The organism is Croceicoccus naphthovorans (assembly GCF_001028705.1).
GTDB classification, from domain to species: domain Bacteria; phylum Pseudomonadota; class Alphaproteobacteria; order Sphingomonadales; family Sphingomonadaceae; genus Croceicoccus; species Croceicoccus naphthovorans.
The window spans coordinates 2,486,912-2,504,811 of record NZ_CP011770.1 but is presented as its reverse complement, the minus strand read 5'-3'; the positions used below and the strand labels follow the sequence as shown (position 1 = coordinate 2,504,811).

Annotated in this window: 15 protein-coding genes; 9 read left to right on the top strand and 6 right to left on the bottom strand. The window is 58.3% G+C overall.

Annotation, left to right across the window (positions count from 1 at the left end):
- Positions 1–27: 27 nt before the first annotated feature.
- The 6 genes from AB433_RS12625 to traA all read right to left on the bottom strand — a co-directional run bounded on the left by AB433_RS12625 (position 28) and on the right by traA (position 10,655).
- The gene (locus AB433_RS12625; RefSeq protein WP_047821420.1) at positions 28–753 is read right to left on the bottom strand and encodes a HupE/UreJ family protein; all 726 of its coding nucleotides are present in this window, start codon (positions 751–753) and stop codon (positions 28–30) included.
- A 31-nt stretch (positions 754–784) separates the two neighbouring features.
- The gene (locus AB433_RS12620; protein ID WP_047821418.1) at positions 785–3,940 is read right to left on the bottom strand and encodes an efflux RND transporter permease subunit; all 3,156 of its coding nucleotides are present in this window, start codon (positions 3,938–3,940) and stop codon (positions 785–787) included.
- Between the two features lie 14 nt (positions 3,941–3,954).
- Positions 3,955–5,115, bottom strand: a complete 1,161-nt coding sequence (locus tag AB433_RS12615; RefSeq protein ID WP_245626663.1) for an efflux RND transporter periplasmic adaptor subunit — start codon at positions 5,113–5,115, stop codon at positions 3,955–3,957.
- An 83-nt stretch (positions 5,116–5,198) separates the two neighbouring features.
- Entirely contained in the window at positions 5,199–6,422 is a 1,224-nt protein-coding gene (locus AB433_RS12610; RefSeq protein ID WP_047821414.1) for a TolC family protein, read from the bottom strand.
- A gap of 542 nt (positions 6,423–6,964) precedes the next feature.
- Entirely contained in the window at positions 6,965–7,759 is a 795-nt protein-coding gene (locus AB433_RS12605; protein WP_047821412.1) for a DUF6118 family protein, read from the bottom strand.
- Between the two features lie 10 nt (positions 7,760–7,769).
- The gene (gene traA / locus AB433_RS12600) at positions 7,770–10,655 is read right to left on the bottom strand and encodes a Ti-type conjugative transfer relaxase TraA (protein WP_047821411.1); all 2,886 of its coding nucleotides are present in this window, start codon (positions 10,653–10,655) and stop codon (positions 7,770–7,772) included.
- Between the two features lie 173 nt (positions 10,656–10,828).
- On the opposite strand from traA, the gene AB433_RS12595 reads away from it, so the two are divergent.
- The 9 genes from AB433_RS12595 (at position 10,829) to AB433_RS12555 (ending at position 17,890) form a co-directional block, all read left to right on the top strand.
- Positions 10,829–11,134 (top strand): conjugal transfer protein TraD, encoded by a 306-nt coding sequence (locus tag AB433_RS12595; RefSeq protein ID WP_047824043.1) that lies wholly within the window; start codon positions 10,829–10,831, stop codon positions 11,132–11,134.
- On the top strand, positions 11,112–11,384 hold the full coding sequence (locus AB433_RS12590; protein WP_245626662.1) for a conjugal transfer protein TraD: 273 nt from the start codon (positions 11,112–11,114) through the stop codon (positions 11,382–11,384). The genes AB433_RS12595 and AB433_RS12590 overlap by 23 nt, the downstream gene beginning before the upstream one ends.
- 131 nt (positions 11,385–11,515) lie before the next feature.
- Positions 11,516–12,325: a DUF5131 family protein gene (locus AB433_RS12585; protein ID WP_260181851.1), complete on the top strand. Its 810-nt coding sequence runs from the start codon at positions 11,516–11,518 to the stop codon at positions 12,323–12,325.
- 29 nt (positions 12,326–12,354) lie between these two features.
- Entirely contained in the window at positions 12,355–13,581 is a 1,227-nt protein-coding gene (locus AB433_RS20050; RefSeq protein ID WP_047821407.1) for a three-Cys-motif partner protein TcmP, read from the top strand.
- 32 nt (positions 13,582–13,613) lie between these two features.
- Complete coding sequence (gene dgt, locus AB433_RS12575) at positions 13,614–15,080, top strand: dGTP triphosphohydrolase (RefSeq protein ID WP_047821405.1); 1,467 nt, start codon at positions 13,614–13,616, stop codon at positions 15,078–15,080.
- Between the two features lie 122 nt (positions 15,081–15,202).
- A complete protein-coding gene (locus AB433_RS12570) occupies positions 15,203–15,862 on the top strand; it encodes a hypothetical protein (protein WP_156170808.1) in 660 nt (219 codons plus the stop codon).
- 402 nt (positions 15,863–16,264) lie between these two features.
- Complete coding sequence (locus AB433_RS12565) at positions 16,265–16,471, top strand: helix-turn-helix transcriptional regulator (RefSeq protein ID WP_047821402.1); 207 nt, start codon at positions 16,265–16,267, stop codon at positions 16,469–16,471.
- Positions 16,468–16,662 carry a helix-turn-helix domain-containing protein gene (locus tag AB433_RS12560; RefSeq protein WP_047821400.1) on the top strand — a complete coding sequence of 65 codons (195 nt, stop codon included), beginning with the start codon at positions 16,468–16,470 and terminating at the stop codon, positions 16,660–16,662. The genes AB433_RS12565 and AB433_RS12560 overlap by 4 nt, the downstream gene beginning before the upstream one ends.
- Before the next feature lie 478 nt (positions 16,663–17,140).
- On the top strand, positions 17,141–17,890 hold the full coding sequence (locus AB433_RS12555) for a phosphatidylserine decarboxylase (protein ID WP_047821398.1): 750 nt from the start codon (positions 17,141–17,143) through the stop codon (positions 17,888–17,890).
- Positions 17,891–17,900: the final 10 nt, after the last annotated feature.

Genomic DNA, 17,900 nt, shown 5'->3' with positions numbered 1-17,900 from the left:
CGTTTGATCTCCAGAAATTGAATTGGGTCAGGCAACCGCGAAACCGGCAAGCTGGTATCCGACCAGCACGAAACCGGCGGCCATCAGCAGAGTGTTTACGGCGAAGGCATGACGAATGAAGCTGGGCTGACGACGCCAGAAGCCCATCAGAATGAGGATCGCGCCCAGCGCCAGCAACTGGCCGATCTCGACCCCCACGTTGAAGGCAATGAGGTTGGGTATCAGGCCGTCTTCGGCAATCTCGAACTCGATGATCTTGGTGGCGAGGCCAAAGCCATGAAAGAAGCCGAACACCAGCGTTGCCACCTTGGTATTGGGTTGGAAGCCGAACCAGCGCTGGAATGCACCGAGATTGTCGAGCGCCTTGTAAACGACAGAAAGGCCGATGATAGCGTCGATCAGATAGGCGTTGGCGGTAATGCCGGTCAGCACGCCGAACAGCAGCGTGGTCGAGTGCCCGATCGCGAACAGCGTCACGTAGATGCCGACATCCTTCAGGCGATAGAGGAAGAAAATCACGCCAAAGAGGAACAGCAGGTGATCGTAGCCGGTCACCATGTGTTTGGCGCCGAGGTAAATGAAGGGCAGGATCAGGACGCCGTTGCTTTCCTGGATGTAGCCCTTGTCGCCCTCTGCGACATTGTGGGCCCAGGCTTCGGCACCCGAGCATAGGAAGGCGACGAGCAGCAAGGCCACGGCGAGGACATGCCTCGCACGCGGGGTCTGCAGCCACTCGCTCAAGGAGGATTGCATAGGTCGATTCTCCAGATTGGGGATGGATTGTTTAGCTGGCTGCAAGCGGGGCATCTTCGCCTCCCTTGTTGTCCGCATCTCCTTCCTCTCTGCCGCGCACCATTCGGTACAGCGCCGGAAGGACGAGCAGCGTTAAAACGGTGGAGGAGATGATCCCGCCGATCACGACGGTTGCCAGCGGGCGCTGGACTTCGGAGCCGAGACCGACGTTAAGGGCCATCGGCACGAAGCCAAGGCTCGCAACCAATGCGGTCATCAAAACCGGGCGAAGGCGCGCAATCGCGCCTTCCCTGATCGCGTCTTCCAGCGGTCGCCCTTCATCCAGCAATTGCTTGATGAAGGTGAGCATGACCACGCCGTTCAGCACCGCCACGCCCGAAAGTGCGATGAAGCCGACGCCCGCTGAAATCGAGAACGGAATGCCTCGCAGCAGCAGTGCAGCGACACCTCCGGTCAAGGCCAGAGGCACGCCGGAGAAAACGACGAGCGCATCCTTGCCCGAGCGGAACAGTGTCACCAGCAGGCCGAAGATCAGCAGCAGCGCGAGCGGCACCACGATCTGGAGGCGGGTTGCCGCCGATTGCAGCTGCTCGAATGTGCCGCCGTATTCGATCCAGTAGCCATCGGGCAGTTCCACCTCGTTGCCGATACGCTGCTGCGCCTCGGCGATGAATGAACCGAGATCGCGCTCACGCACGTTGGTGGTTACCACCGCGCGGCGCTTCCCGTTCTCTCGGCTAATCTGGTTCGGGCCCTGGACGCGCTCGATTGTCGCCACTTCGGACAGCGGCACTTCGCCGCCACCGGCCAGCGGGATGGGCAGGCGTTCGAGCACCTGCGGGTCTTGCCGTAACTCCTCGGACAAGCGGACCACGATATCGAAACGCCGGTCGCCTTCGAAGATCTGACCAGCCTCCGCGCCGCCGATGGCCGTCGAGACGACGGTCTGCACATCGTCGACATTGAGGCCAAGCTGGGTCAGGCGGATGCGGTCAGGCACCACCTGGATGAACGGCAGGCCGGTCACCTGTTCAGTCTGCGCGTCTACCGAACCCTCGATGGTAGTGACTACGCCTTCGATCTCTGCCGCCGTGGCAGCAAGCTGGTCGAGATCGTCGCCATAGACCTTGATCGCGACATCCGACCGGACGCCAGCGATCAATTCGTTGAAGCGCATCTGGATCGGCTGGATGAATTCATAGCGCGATCCGGGCACCTGTTGCACGGCCTCGTTCATCTCGGCGACCAGCTGGGCTTTGGGCTTGCGCGGATCGGGCCAATCCTCGCGTGGCTTCATGATGATGAACGTGTCGGCCACCGATGGCGGAACAGGGTCGGTCGCGACATCGGCGGTGCCGATCTTGGCAAAGACCTGTTCCACCTCGGGGAAAGTCTTGATCTTGTCCTCCAGCGCACTCTGCATCTGCACCGCTTGCGTCAGGCTGGTGCCCGGGATGCGCAGGGCATGAAGAGCAATGTCGCCTTCATCGAGATTGGGAATGAATTCAGAACCCAGCCGCGTTGCGCCAAATCCGCTCAGGACCACCAGCGCCAAAGCGCCAGCAATCACCGCCTTGCGCTGGCGGATCGCGAAGTCGAGCAGCGGACGATAACGCGCATTGGCTACGCGCATGACCCGGTTTTCCTTTTCCTCGACACGGCCCGTGACGAAGGTCGCCACGGCTGCCGGAACGAAGGTGAGCGAAAGCAGCAGGGCTGCGGTCAGCGCCATCACGACCACCAGCGCCATCGGATGGAAGGTTTTTCCTTCCACGCCCTCAAGTGCAAAAATCGGAACATAGACGATGGTGATGATGAGGATGCCGAACAGGCTCGGTTTGATGACTTCAGCCGACGCCTTGGCAGCCAGCTTGAAACGCTCGTCCCTGTTCAGCACTCTTCCCAGCGAATGCTGCGCCTCGCCGAACCGCCGCAGACAGTTCTCGACGATAATCACCGCACCATCGACGATGAGGCCGAAATCGAGCGCACCCAGGCTCATGAGATTGCCCGAAGTGTTGCTCGACACCATCCCGGTGATTGTGAGCAGGAAGGAAAGCGGAATAACGGCAGCGGTTATCAACGCCGCCCGGATGTTGCCGAGCAGCACGAAGAGCACCACGATAACCAGCAGCGCACCTTCTGCGAGGTTCTTCTCGACGGTCTGGACCGTTGCTTCGACGAGCTTGGAGCGATCGTAGACGGTGTTCGCGACTACCCCGCCGGGAAGCGAGTTGTTGACCTCCTCCAGCCGTTCGGCGACCGCCACGCTCACGTCGCGCGCGTTTTCTCCAACCAGCATGTAGATCGTGCCGAGCACGACCTCGCGCCCGTCCTTGGTTGCCGCGCCGTTGCGGATTTCCGAGCCGATGCTGACGTCGGCCACATCGGCGATGCGAATGGGCACCCCGCCGCGCGAGTCCACGATAATGCCCGAAAGATCGCGCTCGTCCTCTGCCTGGCCCGGCACGCGGATCAGGTATTGCGAGCCCGAACGCTCGACATAACCTGCGCCGACATTGCCGTTGTTGGCTTCCAGCGCTTCGATCACGTCTTCGACCGTCAGGCCGAAACCGGCGAGGCGCGAGGGGTGCGGGGCTACGACATATTCCTTGCGATAGCCGCCGACCGAGTTGACCTCGGTCACGCCAGGTACGGTGCGCAATTGCGGGCGCACCACCCAGTCGTGCAGCGTGCGCAAGTCCTGCGCGGTGTAGGGCGACCCGTCCGCCTTGACTGCACCGGGCTCGCTCTCAATCGTGTACATGAAGATTTCGCCGAGCCCGGTGGCAATCGGCCCAAGCTCGGGTTCGACGCTTGCGGGCAGGGTGGAACGCACACCCTGTAGCCGTTCATTCACGAGCTGGCGGGCAAAATAGATATCGGTCCCGTCCTCGAACACGACCGTCACCTGGCTCAGGCCGTAGCGGGAAACCGAGCGCGTATATTCGAGACCCGGCAAGCCGGCGATCGCCGTTTCGACGGGAAAGGTGATCCGTTGCTCGGCCTCTAGCGGCGAGAATCCCGGAGCAGACGTATTGATCTGCACCTGGACGTTGGTGATGTCCGGTACGGCGTCGATCTTGAGCCGACCGAAATTGTAGATGCCGATCGCGCCCAGCAGGGCGACGATGATCAGCACCGCGATACGCTGCCTGATCGACAGCTCGATGATTTTCTCAAGCATTGTCGCAGCGCCCCTTAATGATCATGGCTCGCGCCCGACTTCTCGATGTCGGCCTTGATGACGTAGCTGTTTTCCGAGGCGTAGACCGTGCCGGGAGCGATGCCGCTGATGACCTCGGTCCACTCCGGTCCTTCCTGGCCGAGCTCGAGCATCCGCACCTCGTAAGTCTCCCCGATCTTGGCGAAGACCACGCGGAAATCGCGGAACTGCTGTATCGCGTCGGTACGCACCGCCATGGGGACCGTTCGCTGGTTGGTGGTCACGAGGCCGCGAACGGCCATTCCAGGCCGCCAGAAGCCGTCTCGGTTGGGAAGCGATGCTCGCGCCGTGACGGCCTGGCTAGTGACTTCGGCCAGTGGCAGGAAGTCACGAATGACAGAGCCCTGGGCGCGGTTCCCTTCGAGGCCGCGGATCAGGATGGATTGACCGGGCCTTACCCGCTCGATGTCGCGCGGGAAGATCGGGAATGTTGCAACAGTGCGGGAAGGGTCGGAGATCACGAACAGCGGATCGCTGTCGGCAATTGAACCGACATTGGCGTTGCGCTCGCTTATGATGCCCGAGATCGGCGCATAGATATCATAGGTCTGGAGCGAATAGCTGCTTTCAACCCGAGCAAGTAGTGCGCCGCGTGCGACCCTGTCGCCGATGTTGCGATAGACCGCCATGACCGGACCGGGATATTTGGCGCCGACTTCGGCGCTGCCAGCGGGATCGAGCTCCACGCGCCCGATGATCTCGACTGCGTCGTCAACCTGTTGTGGTCCGACCGTATCGGTTTCGATCCCTGCAGCGTTGGCCGCCTCGTCGGAGATCGTGACGCGGCCTTCGTAGGATTCGAAGGCCCAACGGTGGGTCCTGTCTCCTTCGTTGGCAACCACGACCACATCGAAGCTGTGCGGCTCGACAAGTACCGAGCTCCCACGCAGATAATCTACCTGCGGCGTGAAGGTGAACGTCGTTTCTTCGCCGTCGAGTCGGGTAATCATGACGCGCGCCGTTACCTCTGAGGGATCGACCGGCTCGCCGTCGCGATAAGCGTATAGTCGGTATTCAGGGGGCACGCCGTCCTCGAACACCGTCATTTCGATGGCGAAGTCGCCTTCGCGCAACATGCGGCCATTGTGCGGCCCACGTTCGTATTCGCCCGCGGCCGTTTCCTCGCCTTCGGCCACGGCTTCGCTTTCAGATGACTGGCCACAGGCCGCCAGCGGTGCCGCGAACAACGCGGCAATGATGAGATATGTACGGCGCATTGTCAGTTACCCCCAACAAGTTCGGCAAACCGGCCAGTCAGGCGATCGAGATCGACCTTGGCGCGGTGATATTCGGCAAGTGCATCGACCATCCGTTCGCGCGCATCGTGCAACGCGCTCTCGGCGGTCGAGACATCGAGAAAAGTGAAGCCGCCACGATTGTAGCCCGCACGCACTTCGCGCAGGGTCTGCTCGGCTCCCGAGACCACCCGGGTGCGAATGGCTTCTGCTTCGCGGCGCGCTTCTTCCACACGTTCGATGGCGAAGCCGATCTCGCGTCGGCGCTGGAAGCGCTCGACTGCGAGGTCGGCGTCGATCTGTCGCCTCTCGGCGGCTGCCCGGTCCCTGTTGGCCTGGTTCAACGCGCGGTTAGGCAAGGGGAGCGATATACCAGCGATCAGCGCAACATCGCCCGACCCGAAGACTCTTGGCCCACCGTAGACAGTCGGATCTGTCCGTGAATTCGCGTCCTGCAAGCGCATGTTCGCTTCCGCGCGCTGAATGCGCGCTTCGTAAAGCGCGAGATCGATCGACGACAGTTCGTCATACTCCAATGCGACAATCTGGGGTCCCAGGAAGCCGTTTGTGACCACTGATAACTCGTCAGGGTTCCCACCCGTCAGCAGCGCCAGCCTGATTGTTGCGGCCTCAAGGGCATGTTCGGCGAGTTCCAGATCGACTTGCGCTTCGGCCAGTTGTGTTCTTGCACGCGTACCGGCAAACAGCGGGTCTCGGGCATCGTCGACGCGGCGCTGCACCTCGCCCTGGAGCCTTTCGGCGATCTCAACCCGGCTTCTGGCAAGTTCGAGGTCCAGTGCAGCTGCCTGCACTTCGACGTAGAGTTCCTGCACCTGCATGGCGAGATCGAGCCGACGAATCAGCGCCTCGGCTTGCGCGACGCCAATATCGCCTTCGGCGAGTTCAATCCGCGCCGCGCGTTTGCCGCCGCGTTCGATGCGCTCGTTATAAGTGGCATCCACCTGGAACTGGTTGAAGCTCCCGGTGCCGATATTCTCGACAGTGCCATCGATGGTAGGGGCTGGCCGGGTATCGGCAGCCGCGCGAGCCGCTTCCAATACCTCGATACGGGCCGCCGAAGCCTCACCTTGCGGCGAGTTCGCCACAGACTGGCGGATCGCTTCTTCCAAGGTCAGGGGCTCGGCTTGCGCCACTCCCGCTGACAGAAGCGTGACCGCCAGAAGGGCGGCACGCGACATCGCTTTCATTGTAGTACTCCTGAGAATTCACGCTCGATCGCAAACCGGTAAATGCCGGAATGACCCGGCCACCCCCAATTCCGGGGTGTCAGGCTGCTCGGGGTGGTCTCAGGAGGGATTCCGGGCGTGAAAGCGCGTCAGCTGCGAAGCTGCGAGCGAACCGCAACTCGGAAGACACGAAAGGGAAAGCCGGCTGCGTATCGTCCGGGACTAATAGTGCGGTGGCGAGGGAAAGGGAGGGGGTATGATCGTGAGTCAGGCCCTTCTCCGGGGCAGGAGTCCCGAAACCATTATCGTCTTGGGTCGCCCGCTCGCTTGTCTGCTCGTGCGCATGATCTGCATGGTGCGTATGCACTGAAGATGCAGACGAAATCTGATCGTGCCCGGCAAGATGTCCACCCCATGCTGCATTTGGCACGACAAGCGCGCAAACGAGCAACAGGAGGGCGAAACGGGCGAACATGCGGGCTGATTATCGGAGACAATCGGGAAGCGCAATCTCTGTGAACGCGTTGTCTCCATCAAATTTGAAAGCATGTTTGTCCTAACGGCTATTCCTCTTTCTGCAGTGAGCTTGGTCGGGAGGGTTCTATTTGAACAGTACAGGAGACAGCTGTGCTGGCCTCGCTCGCCCTTTCCCGGCATCGATCCAGTGCCTCATGGTTTTCGCTCAGAATCCGTTGCGCTGCCGCCAATTCCTCCCACGCTTCGGGGTTCTGTGACCGGATCAACCGGATGCCCGCTTCTACGATGGTAGGCTCGCCAACGGCTTTGCGGGCCATCCGCTCGGGCCATTGCCAGCTTTCAGGCATGGCGCGAGCGATGGTGCCGGGCAGGATTGACCATAGCAGGATACCGGCAGCCAGTCCCATGCCTGCGAAGCGCAAGGCTTGCCGCTTCTGCTCGTCCTCGGTGCGGACGCGCCCCACAATTGCGGCGAGCCGACCCGTTGCGAGGTCCAGGTCTTTGCGTCCGTGCCGGAACAGGTCGCTGCTGTCGCGCAGCAGATCGAGCGAGGCGCGCTTGATTTGAACTGCGATGTCTTCCGGCGTCATCTCGATGGCGGGCTTGTTGCCGATTGCGGTCAGCATCTTGGAGACCTGTGTAATTTGATCGGCCATCTGGCCGAGTGTGGCGGTGTAGTCCGGGATGACGATGTCGGCTCGCTCCCTGGCCATGTTTTGCACTGTGTGGCGCACCATCGCCATTTCGCCTTCAAGACGGGCGAAGGCTTCCGTTGCCGGATCGGACTCTTCTGCCGCACCTGTTTCCGGTTTTGGCTCCGGGGCGGTCGGTGCCACGACTTCGAGGTCCAGCTGCACTTCTTCGATGTGGTCGTCTTCCATGTCGTTTCTCCTAAATACCCATGTCGAAAGTGCGGGTGCGTTCGCGGCTGAGGGTCGCTGTGAGTTCGTTTGCGATGCTGCGTTCGGGCGTTGGATTGATGCCGAGTTCGCGGGTCTTGCCGCGCAGAAGGCCTTCAACCTGCGGATCGCGCTCAAGCCCCTTCGCCAGCTCGGTCAGCTTGCTCGACACGCGGGCAGCGCCAGCGCGGTCTCCTTGCTGCTCAAGCTGCTTGCGTGACGTGCTCAACCCCTGCCAGTCGCTGACAAAGCGTTCGGTTCGCAGCGCTGGATCGGTGCGCACGGCAGCCTCGTGCTGCATGGCGCGCATAGCCTCCTGGCTTCGCCCGCCAGCGGCCTCAGCGATCAGCTCAGGATGCCGCTCCAGCGCTTTGGCGAGATCATTGGCGGCATGGGGGCTGATCATATCGAGCGCCTTGCCCGCCTTCTCCAGCGCGTCCCTCTGGTGCGGCAGGACGGGCAAGCCCTGGGCCTGCATCGTACCAAGATCGCCAAGCGCACGGGCATAGCGTTCCACCGCGCGGCGCTGGTCGTTCTGCGTGTTGGTTTGGGCCGGAAGCGCTTCGAGCTGTCGGGCCTGCGGACGGAAGTTTCTGAAGATCGATTTGGCCCTTTCGGGCACTTGCCGAACCATCTCCATGACCCGCTCGCGGAAGTTGATGCCTCGCAGTTCGGCGAAGGTCTGCTCGGGCTTGTAATCGCCCGCCATGTCCTTTCCGCGTTCCCGGCTCAGCGTGCGGACAAGTTTCGACTGATCGGCAAAATCATCGCGGCCATAGTGTAGCGCCAGACCCTCGCGGTGGCGCGACATGGCAACATAGGCTGAATGGCTATCCATACCCGGCGTTGCGAGCACATGCGTGCGGTCCACCGTCATGCCCTGCGCCTTGTGGATCGTGGCGGCATAGCCATGATCGACGTGGGCATAGTCCTTGGTGTCGAAAGCAACGTCGCGGCCATCGTCGGTGCGCACGGCCATGCCATGCGTGCTGGCCATTGCGACCGTGCCCAACGTCCCGTTTTTGACGCCAAGCCCGCGCTCGTTGCGCAGAAAGATGATGCGGTCGCCCGATGCAAAGTGGCGCTCGCCGCGTGCCGCCTTGATCGTGGCATCGGCACCCAGAGCGCCAGCCACGCGCATCTTCCTGCGCGCCATGTCATTCAACTGGCGCACCTCGTCATTGGTGTGGGTAAGGATGATCCGGCTGTCGCCGGGGCTGGCCTGCCGTTCCTGATTCCAGAGCTTGATCAGCTCTGTCCGCGCGGCCTCGCGCATCTCGGCGGCATGGACCATGCCGCGTTCTTCGTAGGTCTGGATTGCTTCGCCGGTGCGTCCCGTGGCGAGATGCCTGGTGGCGTCCTGCTGCCATGCCGATAGCTGGCGGCGGACCTCGCTGATTTCGACGCCGCCGTGGCGCTCATGGATTGCGCGGAACGCCGCGCCAGCCTCGATGGCCTGAAGCTGCTGCTGGTCACCGACCAGGACAACCTTCGCACCAGCCTTGGCGGCATGGGACAGCACGCGCTCCATCTGGCGCGTTCCGACCATGCCCGCTTCGTCGATGACGAGAACGTCACGGGACGTGAGCTGCTCACGTCCTTTGCCCCACTGATGCTCAAGGCTGGCAATGGTGCGCGATGCGATGCCGGAGCCGTTCTCCAACCCCTCGGCGGCGATGCCGGAAAGGGCTGCGCCGCGCACTGTGTAGCCTGCGCTTTCCCAGGCCTCGCGCGCCACGCCCAGCATGGCGCTCTTGCCGGTCCCTGCATAGCCAACGACCACGGCAAGACCACCCTTCTTGGTCACGTACTCGAAGGCGGATTTCTGCTCGCCTGAAAGGACCAGGCCGCGCTTCGCCGCACTGGCGAAAGCGGTATTCCGATGCATATCATTGACGCCATGCTTGGCTCGCTGCGCCATTGCGTCGGCGGCACAATGCAGCCGCTGTTCGGTCTCGATCGTCGCGCGCGAAGTGAAGCGATCTTGTCCGTGTCTGTCCTTTCCCAGCGCAATCAGGTCGTGGGAGCTGCGCACCGCATTGTAGGCGGCATCGAACTGCTCCTTGCCTTCGCTATGCCGGTGAACAAATGCAGCAAGGTCGCGCCTGGTGAACGTCGCCTGCTGGTGCGTAATCGCATCAAGTGCCAGCGCGGGATTGGCGATGATCCGCTCGCCATTACGCTGGGCAATCGCCCGGTGTTCCTCGATCCGCTCCGCCTCAAGTCCGCGCCCGCCAATGCGCGATGCAGCGGGACCGATCTTGTCCTGCGGTTCGAGCGCAATGCCCTGCGCTTCCAGGCTGCGATGATCGATGCGCGCATCGATGTCGCGCTCGGCAAGCGCGCGATTGACGTGATCGGCCCAGCGCTCGCGCCATTGTTCGATCAGCGCGGTCTTGTTCCAGTCGCGGATCTTTGCGCCAAAACCGTCTTTGGTCACTTCGCGCATGGTCAACATGACATGGGCGTGCGGCTTGGCCTTGCTATCCTCTCCGATATCCCAATGCACATTGAGATCAGCGATCATGCCTTTCTCGACGAACTCGGCCTTCACGAATTCTCGCGCCAGCCTGATGTTGTCCTTCTTCGACAGCTCGCGGGGCAGGGCGAATTCGACCTCGCGGGCGAGCTGGGCATCCTTGCGCTTCTCTCCGGCCTCGACAGCGTTCCACAAAGTAGCGCGGTCGGCGAAGGCTTCGGGCGCGCATTTGGGCAGCATCACTTCGGAGTGAAGGACACCTGCCTTGTTGGTGAAATCATGGGTTCTGTCGATGCGTTCGTCGTGCAGTTGCTCACCTGCACGATAGGCAGCAGCCGCCACGGCGCTGCGTCCGCTCGACCTTCCGATGACCTTTGCGCTGAAGTGAAAGATTGCCATGTCGGCAATCCAGTTACACTCCAAAGCCTGCGTCGGCACGACGTATAAGCGCGCCCTCTCATGATAAAATCCTGATCGGGACTAGGCGGTATCACTCTGTCCTGGCGACCTTACTGCATTTGGAAAGCTCAGAGATTATCATGGCTCCATCACACCAAGAATGGAGACTTCTCATTCGGAAACCGCGCGACTTTGATTCGGAACTGAAGGCACTGGCCGACAAGGCAAAGCAATTGAAGGAGCGCCGCGTACGCGACCTCGGCGCGCTGGTCACGGCAACCGGAGCCGATGCGCTCGATGCCGAAGTCCTGGCGGGCGCACTGCTCGATGCTGCCGCCAACAGCGACGAGGCCAAAGGGGAGGACTGGCGCAAGCTTGGCGCGGCCTTCTTTCAGGGCAAGTCACGCGACAGTGCGAGCGGACCTGGCCAGCAGCCGGAAGGCACTCTTCCGCTCGATGGCGGCGCGACATCGGCTTGAGGCGGCAAAGGCACGAACCGACATGCGCGAATGGCAAGTGAAACGACGCGAACGGACAAGGCAGCTTATCGAGCTGGGCGGACTGGTCGCCAAGGCCGATCTGGTCGAACTGACGGACGATGATCGCGCTGCACTTTACGGAGCATTCCTCACGGTTGCAGCCAAGCTGCGCGGGCCTGATGGAGCGCAGGCGCTTGTGCTGTTCAAACGCAAGGGGAAGAGGGCGTTTGAGAGGGAGCAATCGGACTGATCGATGCAGGGGGAGCACTTCAAGTGTCTGGAGCTCGAAGCTGTCTGCACCAGATTGCTTGATTCCTTGCGTCGGTCATGTGGCGCTCATTTCGCTCATCTCGAAAGTCGACCTGCTCGATGGATACTTTGATGGATTCCTATGTTAATTCGCGTGTGATAGAAGGCATGAAAAGGACGGGAATGGCGCAACAATCTTCTATTGAATGGACCGACCTAACTTGGAATCCGGTCGTAGGGTGTTCTATCGAGAGTGCCGGGTGCACGAACTGCTACGCGATGCGAATGGCTGCGCGGTTGCAAGCAATGGGTCACGAAAAGTATCAAGGACTTACAAAGCGTTCGAAGCGCGGCGCTGTTTGGACCGACAAGGTGCGCTGCCACGAGGCGTCTGTCGAGATTCCATTGTCCTGGAAGAAGCCTCGCCGGGTGTTCGTAAATTCCATGTCCGACTTATTCCACCCTGATGTGCCCAGTGACTTCGTTGGCCGCATTTGGAGCGTGATGAAAAAGACGCCGCAACACCATTACCAAATTCTGACAAAGCGACCTCACCGCATGGCTGAGCTGTTACAAGAAATTGCGCCGAAGCCGCTTGCAAATGTTTGGTTGGGCACCAGCGTCGAAGATCACCGGGTCGTTCAACGCATGGACGATCTGCGCAACGTTCCAGCGAGCGTACGCTTCATCTCATTCGAACCTCTGGTCGGTGACGTCGGGCGCGTAGATCTAGCTGGAATACATTGGGCTATTGTCGGCGGCGAAAGTGGGCCACGCTCGCGTCCAATGGACAAGGAGTGGGTAGAGAGTATTTTGGATCAGTGCCTAGATTCAGGTACAGCCTTTTTCTTCAAGCAGTGGGGCGGGGTTAACAAGAAAAAGGCCGGGCGCCTGCTCAGGGGGCGGACGTACGACGAAATGCCCAAACTATTGCACGCTTAAGCAAAAGTAGTGATGGTTCATCCGCGCACATGGTGAAAAAATCTTATGATTGGAAGAATGGTGCCGCGCTGGATGACCATTCGCGGGTCAAGCTAAGGATTCTTGACGAATACTTCCGTGAATATCTGAGGGTTAGGTGTGTTCTACCGCAGCAGGAAAAATTTCGCCTCGCAGTCGTAGACGGTTTTAGTGGTGCTGGAATCTATGAGGACGGCTCATTCGGATCACCATTAGTTCTGCTTAATGCTTTGCGGCAGACTGAAGAGAAGCTGAATCTCTACCGAGCGGCTGAAGGTTTTAGGCCGATTGTCATTGAGTGCTATTTCTCGTTCAATGATGTTGATCCTGAGGCGATCAATTTGCTTCGTGAAAATTCGGCAGGGATCATTGCCGAAATCAATGAGTGCCATCCGAATGTAGAACTACATACCAGTTTCCATACTGGAGAGTTTGAACAGAGTAGAAGAGCGATTTGTCAAAGAATTCAGGCGTCTCGCGTGCGCAGCGCTCTCTTTAATCTCGATCAATATGGTTATACCCAAGTTTCAGAAGCGACCCTCATTGAGCTCATGAATATCACGAGATCTGCGGAGGTCTTTTTAACATTCGCTATTGAGTCATTCCTGACCTATCTCTCGCCCGAGAGAATTCGGAACATAATAGGTAGCAATACCGTGCCGTTTGCTGGCAACATTTCGAACGTAGATGAAAACCAAACCAAGCCAAATTGGCTTGGCTCGGTTGAGAAAGTGGTTTTTGAAACCCTCAGGGGAGCCGCTTCTTATGTAAGCCCATTTTCGATCCATAACCCGGACGGTTGGAGATACTGGCTCATACACTTCGCGAATTCGTTCAGAGCGCGACAGGTCTACAACGATGTACTTCATAGAAATAAAAGCTCTCAGGCCCATTTTGGAAGATCGGGCCTTAGCATGCTGCACTACAACCCGAGGGAAAGCCTTGATCTCTATCTGTTCAATCAGGACAGTCGTGGCAGCGCCAGAAAGCAACTATTGGATGATATCCCGGACTTAGTGGGCAAATTTGCGAATGCGCTCCTGATTGGTGATTTTTATAAGGCTTCCTATAACGAAACTCCTGCCCACAGTGATGACATTAATTTCGCTATCATCAACAATCCTGATCTTGAAGTGGTGACGCAAAACGGGGGATTGCGCCGTAGCGCCAATACGATCAGGGATACCGATGTGTTGAAATTGCGAGACCAGACGAGCTTTTTTTCTTTGGTCCGATAAGGCATTAGCGTGCTTTGGCTTAGGAGAGTTGAATGAAGGCGCACAGCCTTGAGTGGTCAAAGTTGCTGACTAGCGTAAGGCGCAAGGATCTTGCTAGATCAAGACCTGGCGCTGACAAATTGGGAGCAGCAGGCACTCGGACAGAGATTGAACGGGACTATGATCGGATCTTGTTCAGCGCCCCCATCAGGAGACTTGCGGACAAAACGCAGGTCTTTCCCCTGGATAAGAATGATAGCGTGAGAAATCGGCTCACTCATTCGTATGAAGTTTCGAATTTGGCGCGCAGCATTGGTGTGGCGCTGGTTCATGGCGATACGGGAGTGCCAACTGACGAGCGCACAAGGCGTGATCTGCCTTCGATGCTCGCAGCTGTGGGTCTGGCTCATGACGTTGGAAACCCGCCGTTTGGCCATCAGGGAGAGTATGCGATCAGCTCTTGGTTCCAAGAACACGAAAGCAAGACCCTCGATTTCACAACTGCCGTCTCCGAGGGCGAGATCGATGATGACGATGCAAACCGGATGAAGGCAGATTACCTGAACTTTGAAGGGAATGCCCAAGCGCTACGCATTCTAACCAAGCTACAAATTCTGAATGATAATTTTGGCTTAAATGTGAGCTGCGGCACGTTGGGTGCGTTGATGAAATACCCAGTCACGTCAGACCGAGTGGATAAAGATCGAATTGCGACAAAAAAATTCGGATGCTTCCATTCAGAACGAGATTGTTGTGACGAGATTTGGCGGGAGACGGGGCTTTCGGAAGGGGTTCGGCATCCGCTTGCGTACATAATGGAGGCCTGTGACGATATTGCTTACTCCGTTCTTGACGCCGAGGATTCGGTCAAGAAGGGGTTCGTTTCGTTTTATGATATCATAAACTTCATCTCAGCTGAGTTCCCTGAGGATCCGGTCGTTAAAAGGCTTAAGGAAAAAGCTCTCAAGCGTGATTCAGAGCATAGGAAGCACAATCTCTCACCTGCTGAGTTGAATGACATCTCCATGCAGATGTTTCGGGTGTTTGCGATTGGCGAAATGGTAACTTCGGTTACCAGCGCTTTTTCTGAAAACTACGATGCAATTATGTCTGGAACTTTCGAAGGAGACTTGATCGGGTCGTCGGAAGCAAAGGCCCTTTGCAAGGGGCTGAAGAAATGCTCGCTGCAGCACGCGTTTCTCCACAAGAGTGTCCTGGAAATTGAGCTCAAGGGGCACAACATTATCCATTCCTTGATGGACATGATGTGGCCTGCGATCGAGGCGCGGGGCGACCCATTGCATACCCAAGGTTTTGAAGACGGGGCATGCGTCTTCGAGAAGTATGTTTACAACCGCATCTCGGAAAATTACCGACGCGTTTTCGAAGACCCTAACAACGTGCTACCTTTGGCATACAAGCGCTGTCAGCTGCTCGCGGACATGGTGTCCGGCATGACGGATAGCTATGCGGTAGACCTCGAAAGGGAGTTGCGAGAGCTAAACACAATTGGGATGTGAAGAGGGTCAATGTGAGAATAGCTCGGCACAAAGACGTTCTGAAAAAGAGGGTCCGAAGGTTTTTTGAGTCGCCCCCCTATGAACGTCGCGCAGTTGCCCAGGTTACGCGGGAGCTTGGGGAGGTGGCGGAGGTGTATGTGTTCGGTGGCCTCCTCCGGGATTTGGCTCTTTATGGGGGGGCAAATTTCAGTAGCGATGTTGATATAGTCGTTGTGCCTCATGAAGGAGCGGCGATTGAGGCAATCGCAAAAAAATTCCAATTCAAGAAAAATAAGTTTGGTGGATATCGGCTTGCTTCAAGTCGATGGTTGTTTGACGTTTGGGAATTCGACAAGACTTGGGCTTTTGTCGAGGACCATGTTCAGCCGAAAAGTAGGCGTTCATTGAACGAAACTACATTCTTCAATTGGGACGCGGTATTTTATGATCTTAGGTCAAACCAGATCGTGTGTGCGGAGCACTATTTCGACCAACTCGCAAACCTTTCTTTGGACATAAATCTCGAACATAATCCAAACACTATGGGGATGTTTATGAGGGCGCTCCGCTTTATTGAGCAAGATCATGCTAGGACTGAGCCCAGATTGACGAAGTTCATCGCAGATGTATTTGATAGTGAAGCCAATTCGAGCATTTTACTCTATCATGCGGAGCACTCAAAAGCCGCTTTCTTGAGCGCAGAGAGGTTACAGGGCCTCAGGGCAAAGGCTCAGAGCTGGGAAGGCCAAACTTGCTATAACTGGCGGAAGCAAACTCAGCTGGAGATGTTTGCAATCGATTAAGTCGCCATAGATTCAGTCGGTCGCCAAGAATGGCAACTTTTAAGCTCGAGGTTGCGGCGGTTGTCGGTGCACAAATTGGTATGTCGTCGGAACCTACGCGACGCTGAAAACTATCGACACGATTCGCGCGGAATTTGGTGCACATAGCGCGAAAAGCACTCGCTGATGGCGTAAAGACGCGCTGCCATGAGCAAAAACTGGCTGCCGAGGAACTTTTTCGAAGCCGCTGTTGAACGTGTGGGATGGTCTCCCAAGGTCTCTAAACGTCCGTAGACGTTTCAAATCTCAAAAATCGTTCAAGATTTGCCTTGATTTCAACCTGTAATGACCCTTGCGCTCACCAAATAAGTTCTCATTATGTTCCGTGGAGGGGCTGACAATGTCAATGTGTGAGAACGCCCAATGTCCAATACAGAACGCATCATCCGACTGAAGACAGTGCTCGACCGCACCGGTCTTTCCCGCTCCACAATCTACCGCAAGATCGCCGAGGGCACATTCCCGTCACAGGTAAAGATCAGCGTACATGGCGCAGGATGGCATGAATCAGCAATCAATCGATGGATCGCCGATCCTGCTCACTATCGTGAAGAGGAAGCGGCAGAATGAGTGGACAGCAGAATGTCGAGCCGATTTGCGTCCGGGTCAATGACGCTGCACGCATGATCGGTGTCGGGCGAACAAAACTCTATGAGCTGATTTCAAGTGGCGAAGTCGAAACCGTCAAGATCGGCAAGGCAACGCGAGTCACGACGGCCAGTCTGCATAGGCTGGTAGAGCGGCATCGGGCATTGGACTGACCAGGCCGCCAACTCGCAAATAGACAGCGCCAGGGCATGCCATTACATTGCGATCAGGCTCACCGCGAACCGCTCATTTATTCAGCTTTTTTGGCAAAACGCTGAACCGAACCATCGTTAAATGAACGAAAATGTGGGGGAGAGTGTGGGGGAAGGTCTGCACTTGTTCCAAGAACAGAATTGATATCAAAGGGTTATTTTTCCGGTTCGATTCAAGCCCTGCCACCACCGTCGGCCCTCAACACACCGCACAGACCAAGCCACAGGCGCAACGCCCGAACCGACGTGTTTCGATGAAGTCGAAAAGTTGGTTCGGAGGCGAAGCGCAGCGGAGCCGGCCAGAGCGAAGCGGTGGCCAATCCAGCCCTGTCCACCACCGCCGCAGCCAGGGCTGCTGAGTTTCGGGCAATGCGAGAAACGAGCCGGTACTCCCCAACCATGCCTTGCCGCCCCGCGCGCCAATCCCTAGACACCGGCGATGGCCGGAGAAATTCTCGACAACAGGGGTAGAGGCGAAGCTGGCTGGAGCTGGCCGTCGATCCACCCGGAGGGCCGCAAGTTCGGCCTCATCACCGCCGCCGCATCGCTGGTTTGCGCGCTGTTGGCGTGGGAGACGCTGGCATGGCCTTTGGCGTTCCTCACCATCGGCGTGCTGGCGTTTTTTCGCGATCCGAAGCGTGTCGTGCCGCAGGGCAATAATGTGGTTGTGGCCCCGGCGGACGGGCTGGTTACGCTGATCACGCAAGTTGCGCCGCCACCAGAGTTGCAGATGGACGACGGTCTGGATTCGCGGGGGATGGGCGCGGAACCACTTACGCGCGTGTCCATTTTCATGAGTGTGTTCGACGTTCACATCAATCGTTCGCCCATTGCGGGCACCGTGCGCCGGGTGGTTTATATCCCCGGCAAGTTCGTGAACGCCGACCTCGACAAGGCGAGCGACGATAACGAGCGGCAGCACTTCTTGGTCGAGCGGCAGGACGGGGTGCAGATCGGCTTTACGCAGATCGCTGGCCTGATCGCGCGACGCATCGTGCCTTTCGTGAAGCCGGGCGACATTCTTGGGGCTGGGCAACGCGTCGGACTGATCCGGTTCGGCAGTCGGGTGGATATCTACCTGCCTGCCGGGACCGAGCCGAAAGTTCTGAAAGGGCAAAAGACAATCGCCGGGGAAACTGTCATCGCCGAAATCGGCAACGCGCCGTTGCTGGAAGGAATTCGCCAGTGACCACACCGGG

Excerpts from the sequence above, each read along its gene's own strand:
- AB433_RS12555 (WP_047821398.1), top strand. The coding sequence starts at position 17,141 with ATGGCCGGAGAAATTCTCGACAACAGGGGTAGAGGCGAAGCTGGCTGG.
- AB433_RS12610 (WP_047821414.1), bottom strand. The coding sequence starts at position 6,422 with ATGAAAGCGATGTCGCGTGCCGCCCTTCTGGCGGTCACGCTTCTGTCA.
- dgt (WP_047821405.1), top strand. The coding sequence starts at position 13,614 with ATGAAGGCGCACAGCCTTGAGTGGTCAAAGTTGCTGACTAGCGTAAGG.
- AB433_RS12620 (WP_047821418.1), bottom strand. The coding sequence starts at position 3,940 with ATGCTTGAGAAAATCATCGAGCTGTCGATCAGGCAGCGTATCGCGGTG.
- AB433_RS12560 (WP_047821400.1), top strand. The coding sequence starts at position 16,468 with ATGAGTGGACAGCAGAATGTCGAGCCGATTTGCGTCCGGGTCAATGAC.
- AB433_RS12625 (WP_047821420.1), bottom strand. The coding sequence starts at position 753 with ATGCAATCCTCCTTGAGCGAGTGGCTGCAGACCCCGCGTGCGAGGCAT.
- AB433_RS12585 (WP_260181851.1), top strand. The coding sequence starts at position 11,516 with ATGGATTCCTATGTTAATTCGCGTGTGATAGAAGGCATGAAAAGGACG.
- AB433_RS12605 (WP_047821412.1), bottom strand. The coding sequence starts at position 7,759 with ATGGAAGACGACCACATCGAAGAAGTGCAGCTGGACCTCGAAGTCGTG.
- AB433_RS20050 (WP_047821407.1), top strand. The coding sequence starts at position 12,355 with ATGGTGAAAAAATCTTATGATTGGAAGAATGGTGCCGCGCTGGATGAC.
- AB433_RS12590 (WP_245626662.1), top strand. The coding sequence starts at position 11,112 with ATGGCGGCGCGACATCGGCTTGAGGCGGCAAAGGCACGAACCGACATG.
- traA (WP_047821411.1), bottom strand. The coding sequence starts at position 10,655 with ATGGCAATCTTTCACTTCAGCGCAAAGGTCATCGGAAGGTCGAGCGGA.
- AB433_RS12565 (WP_047821402.1), top strand. The coding sequence starts at position 16,265 with ATGTCCAATACAGAACGCATCATCCGACTGAAGACAGTGCTCGACCGC.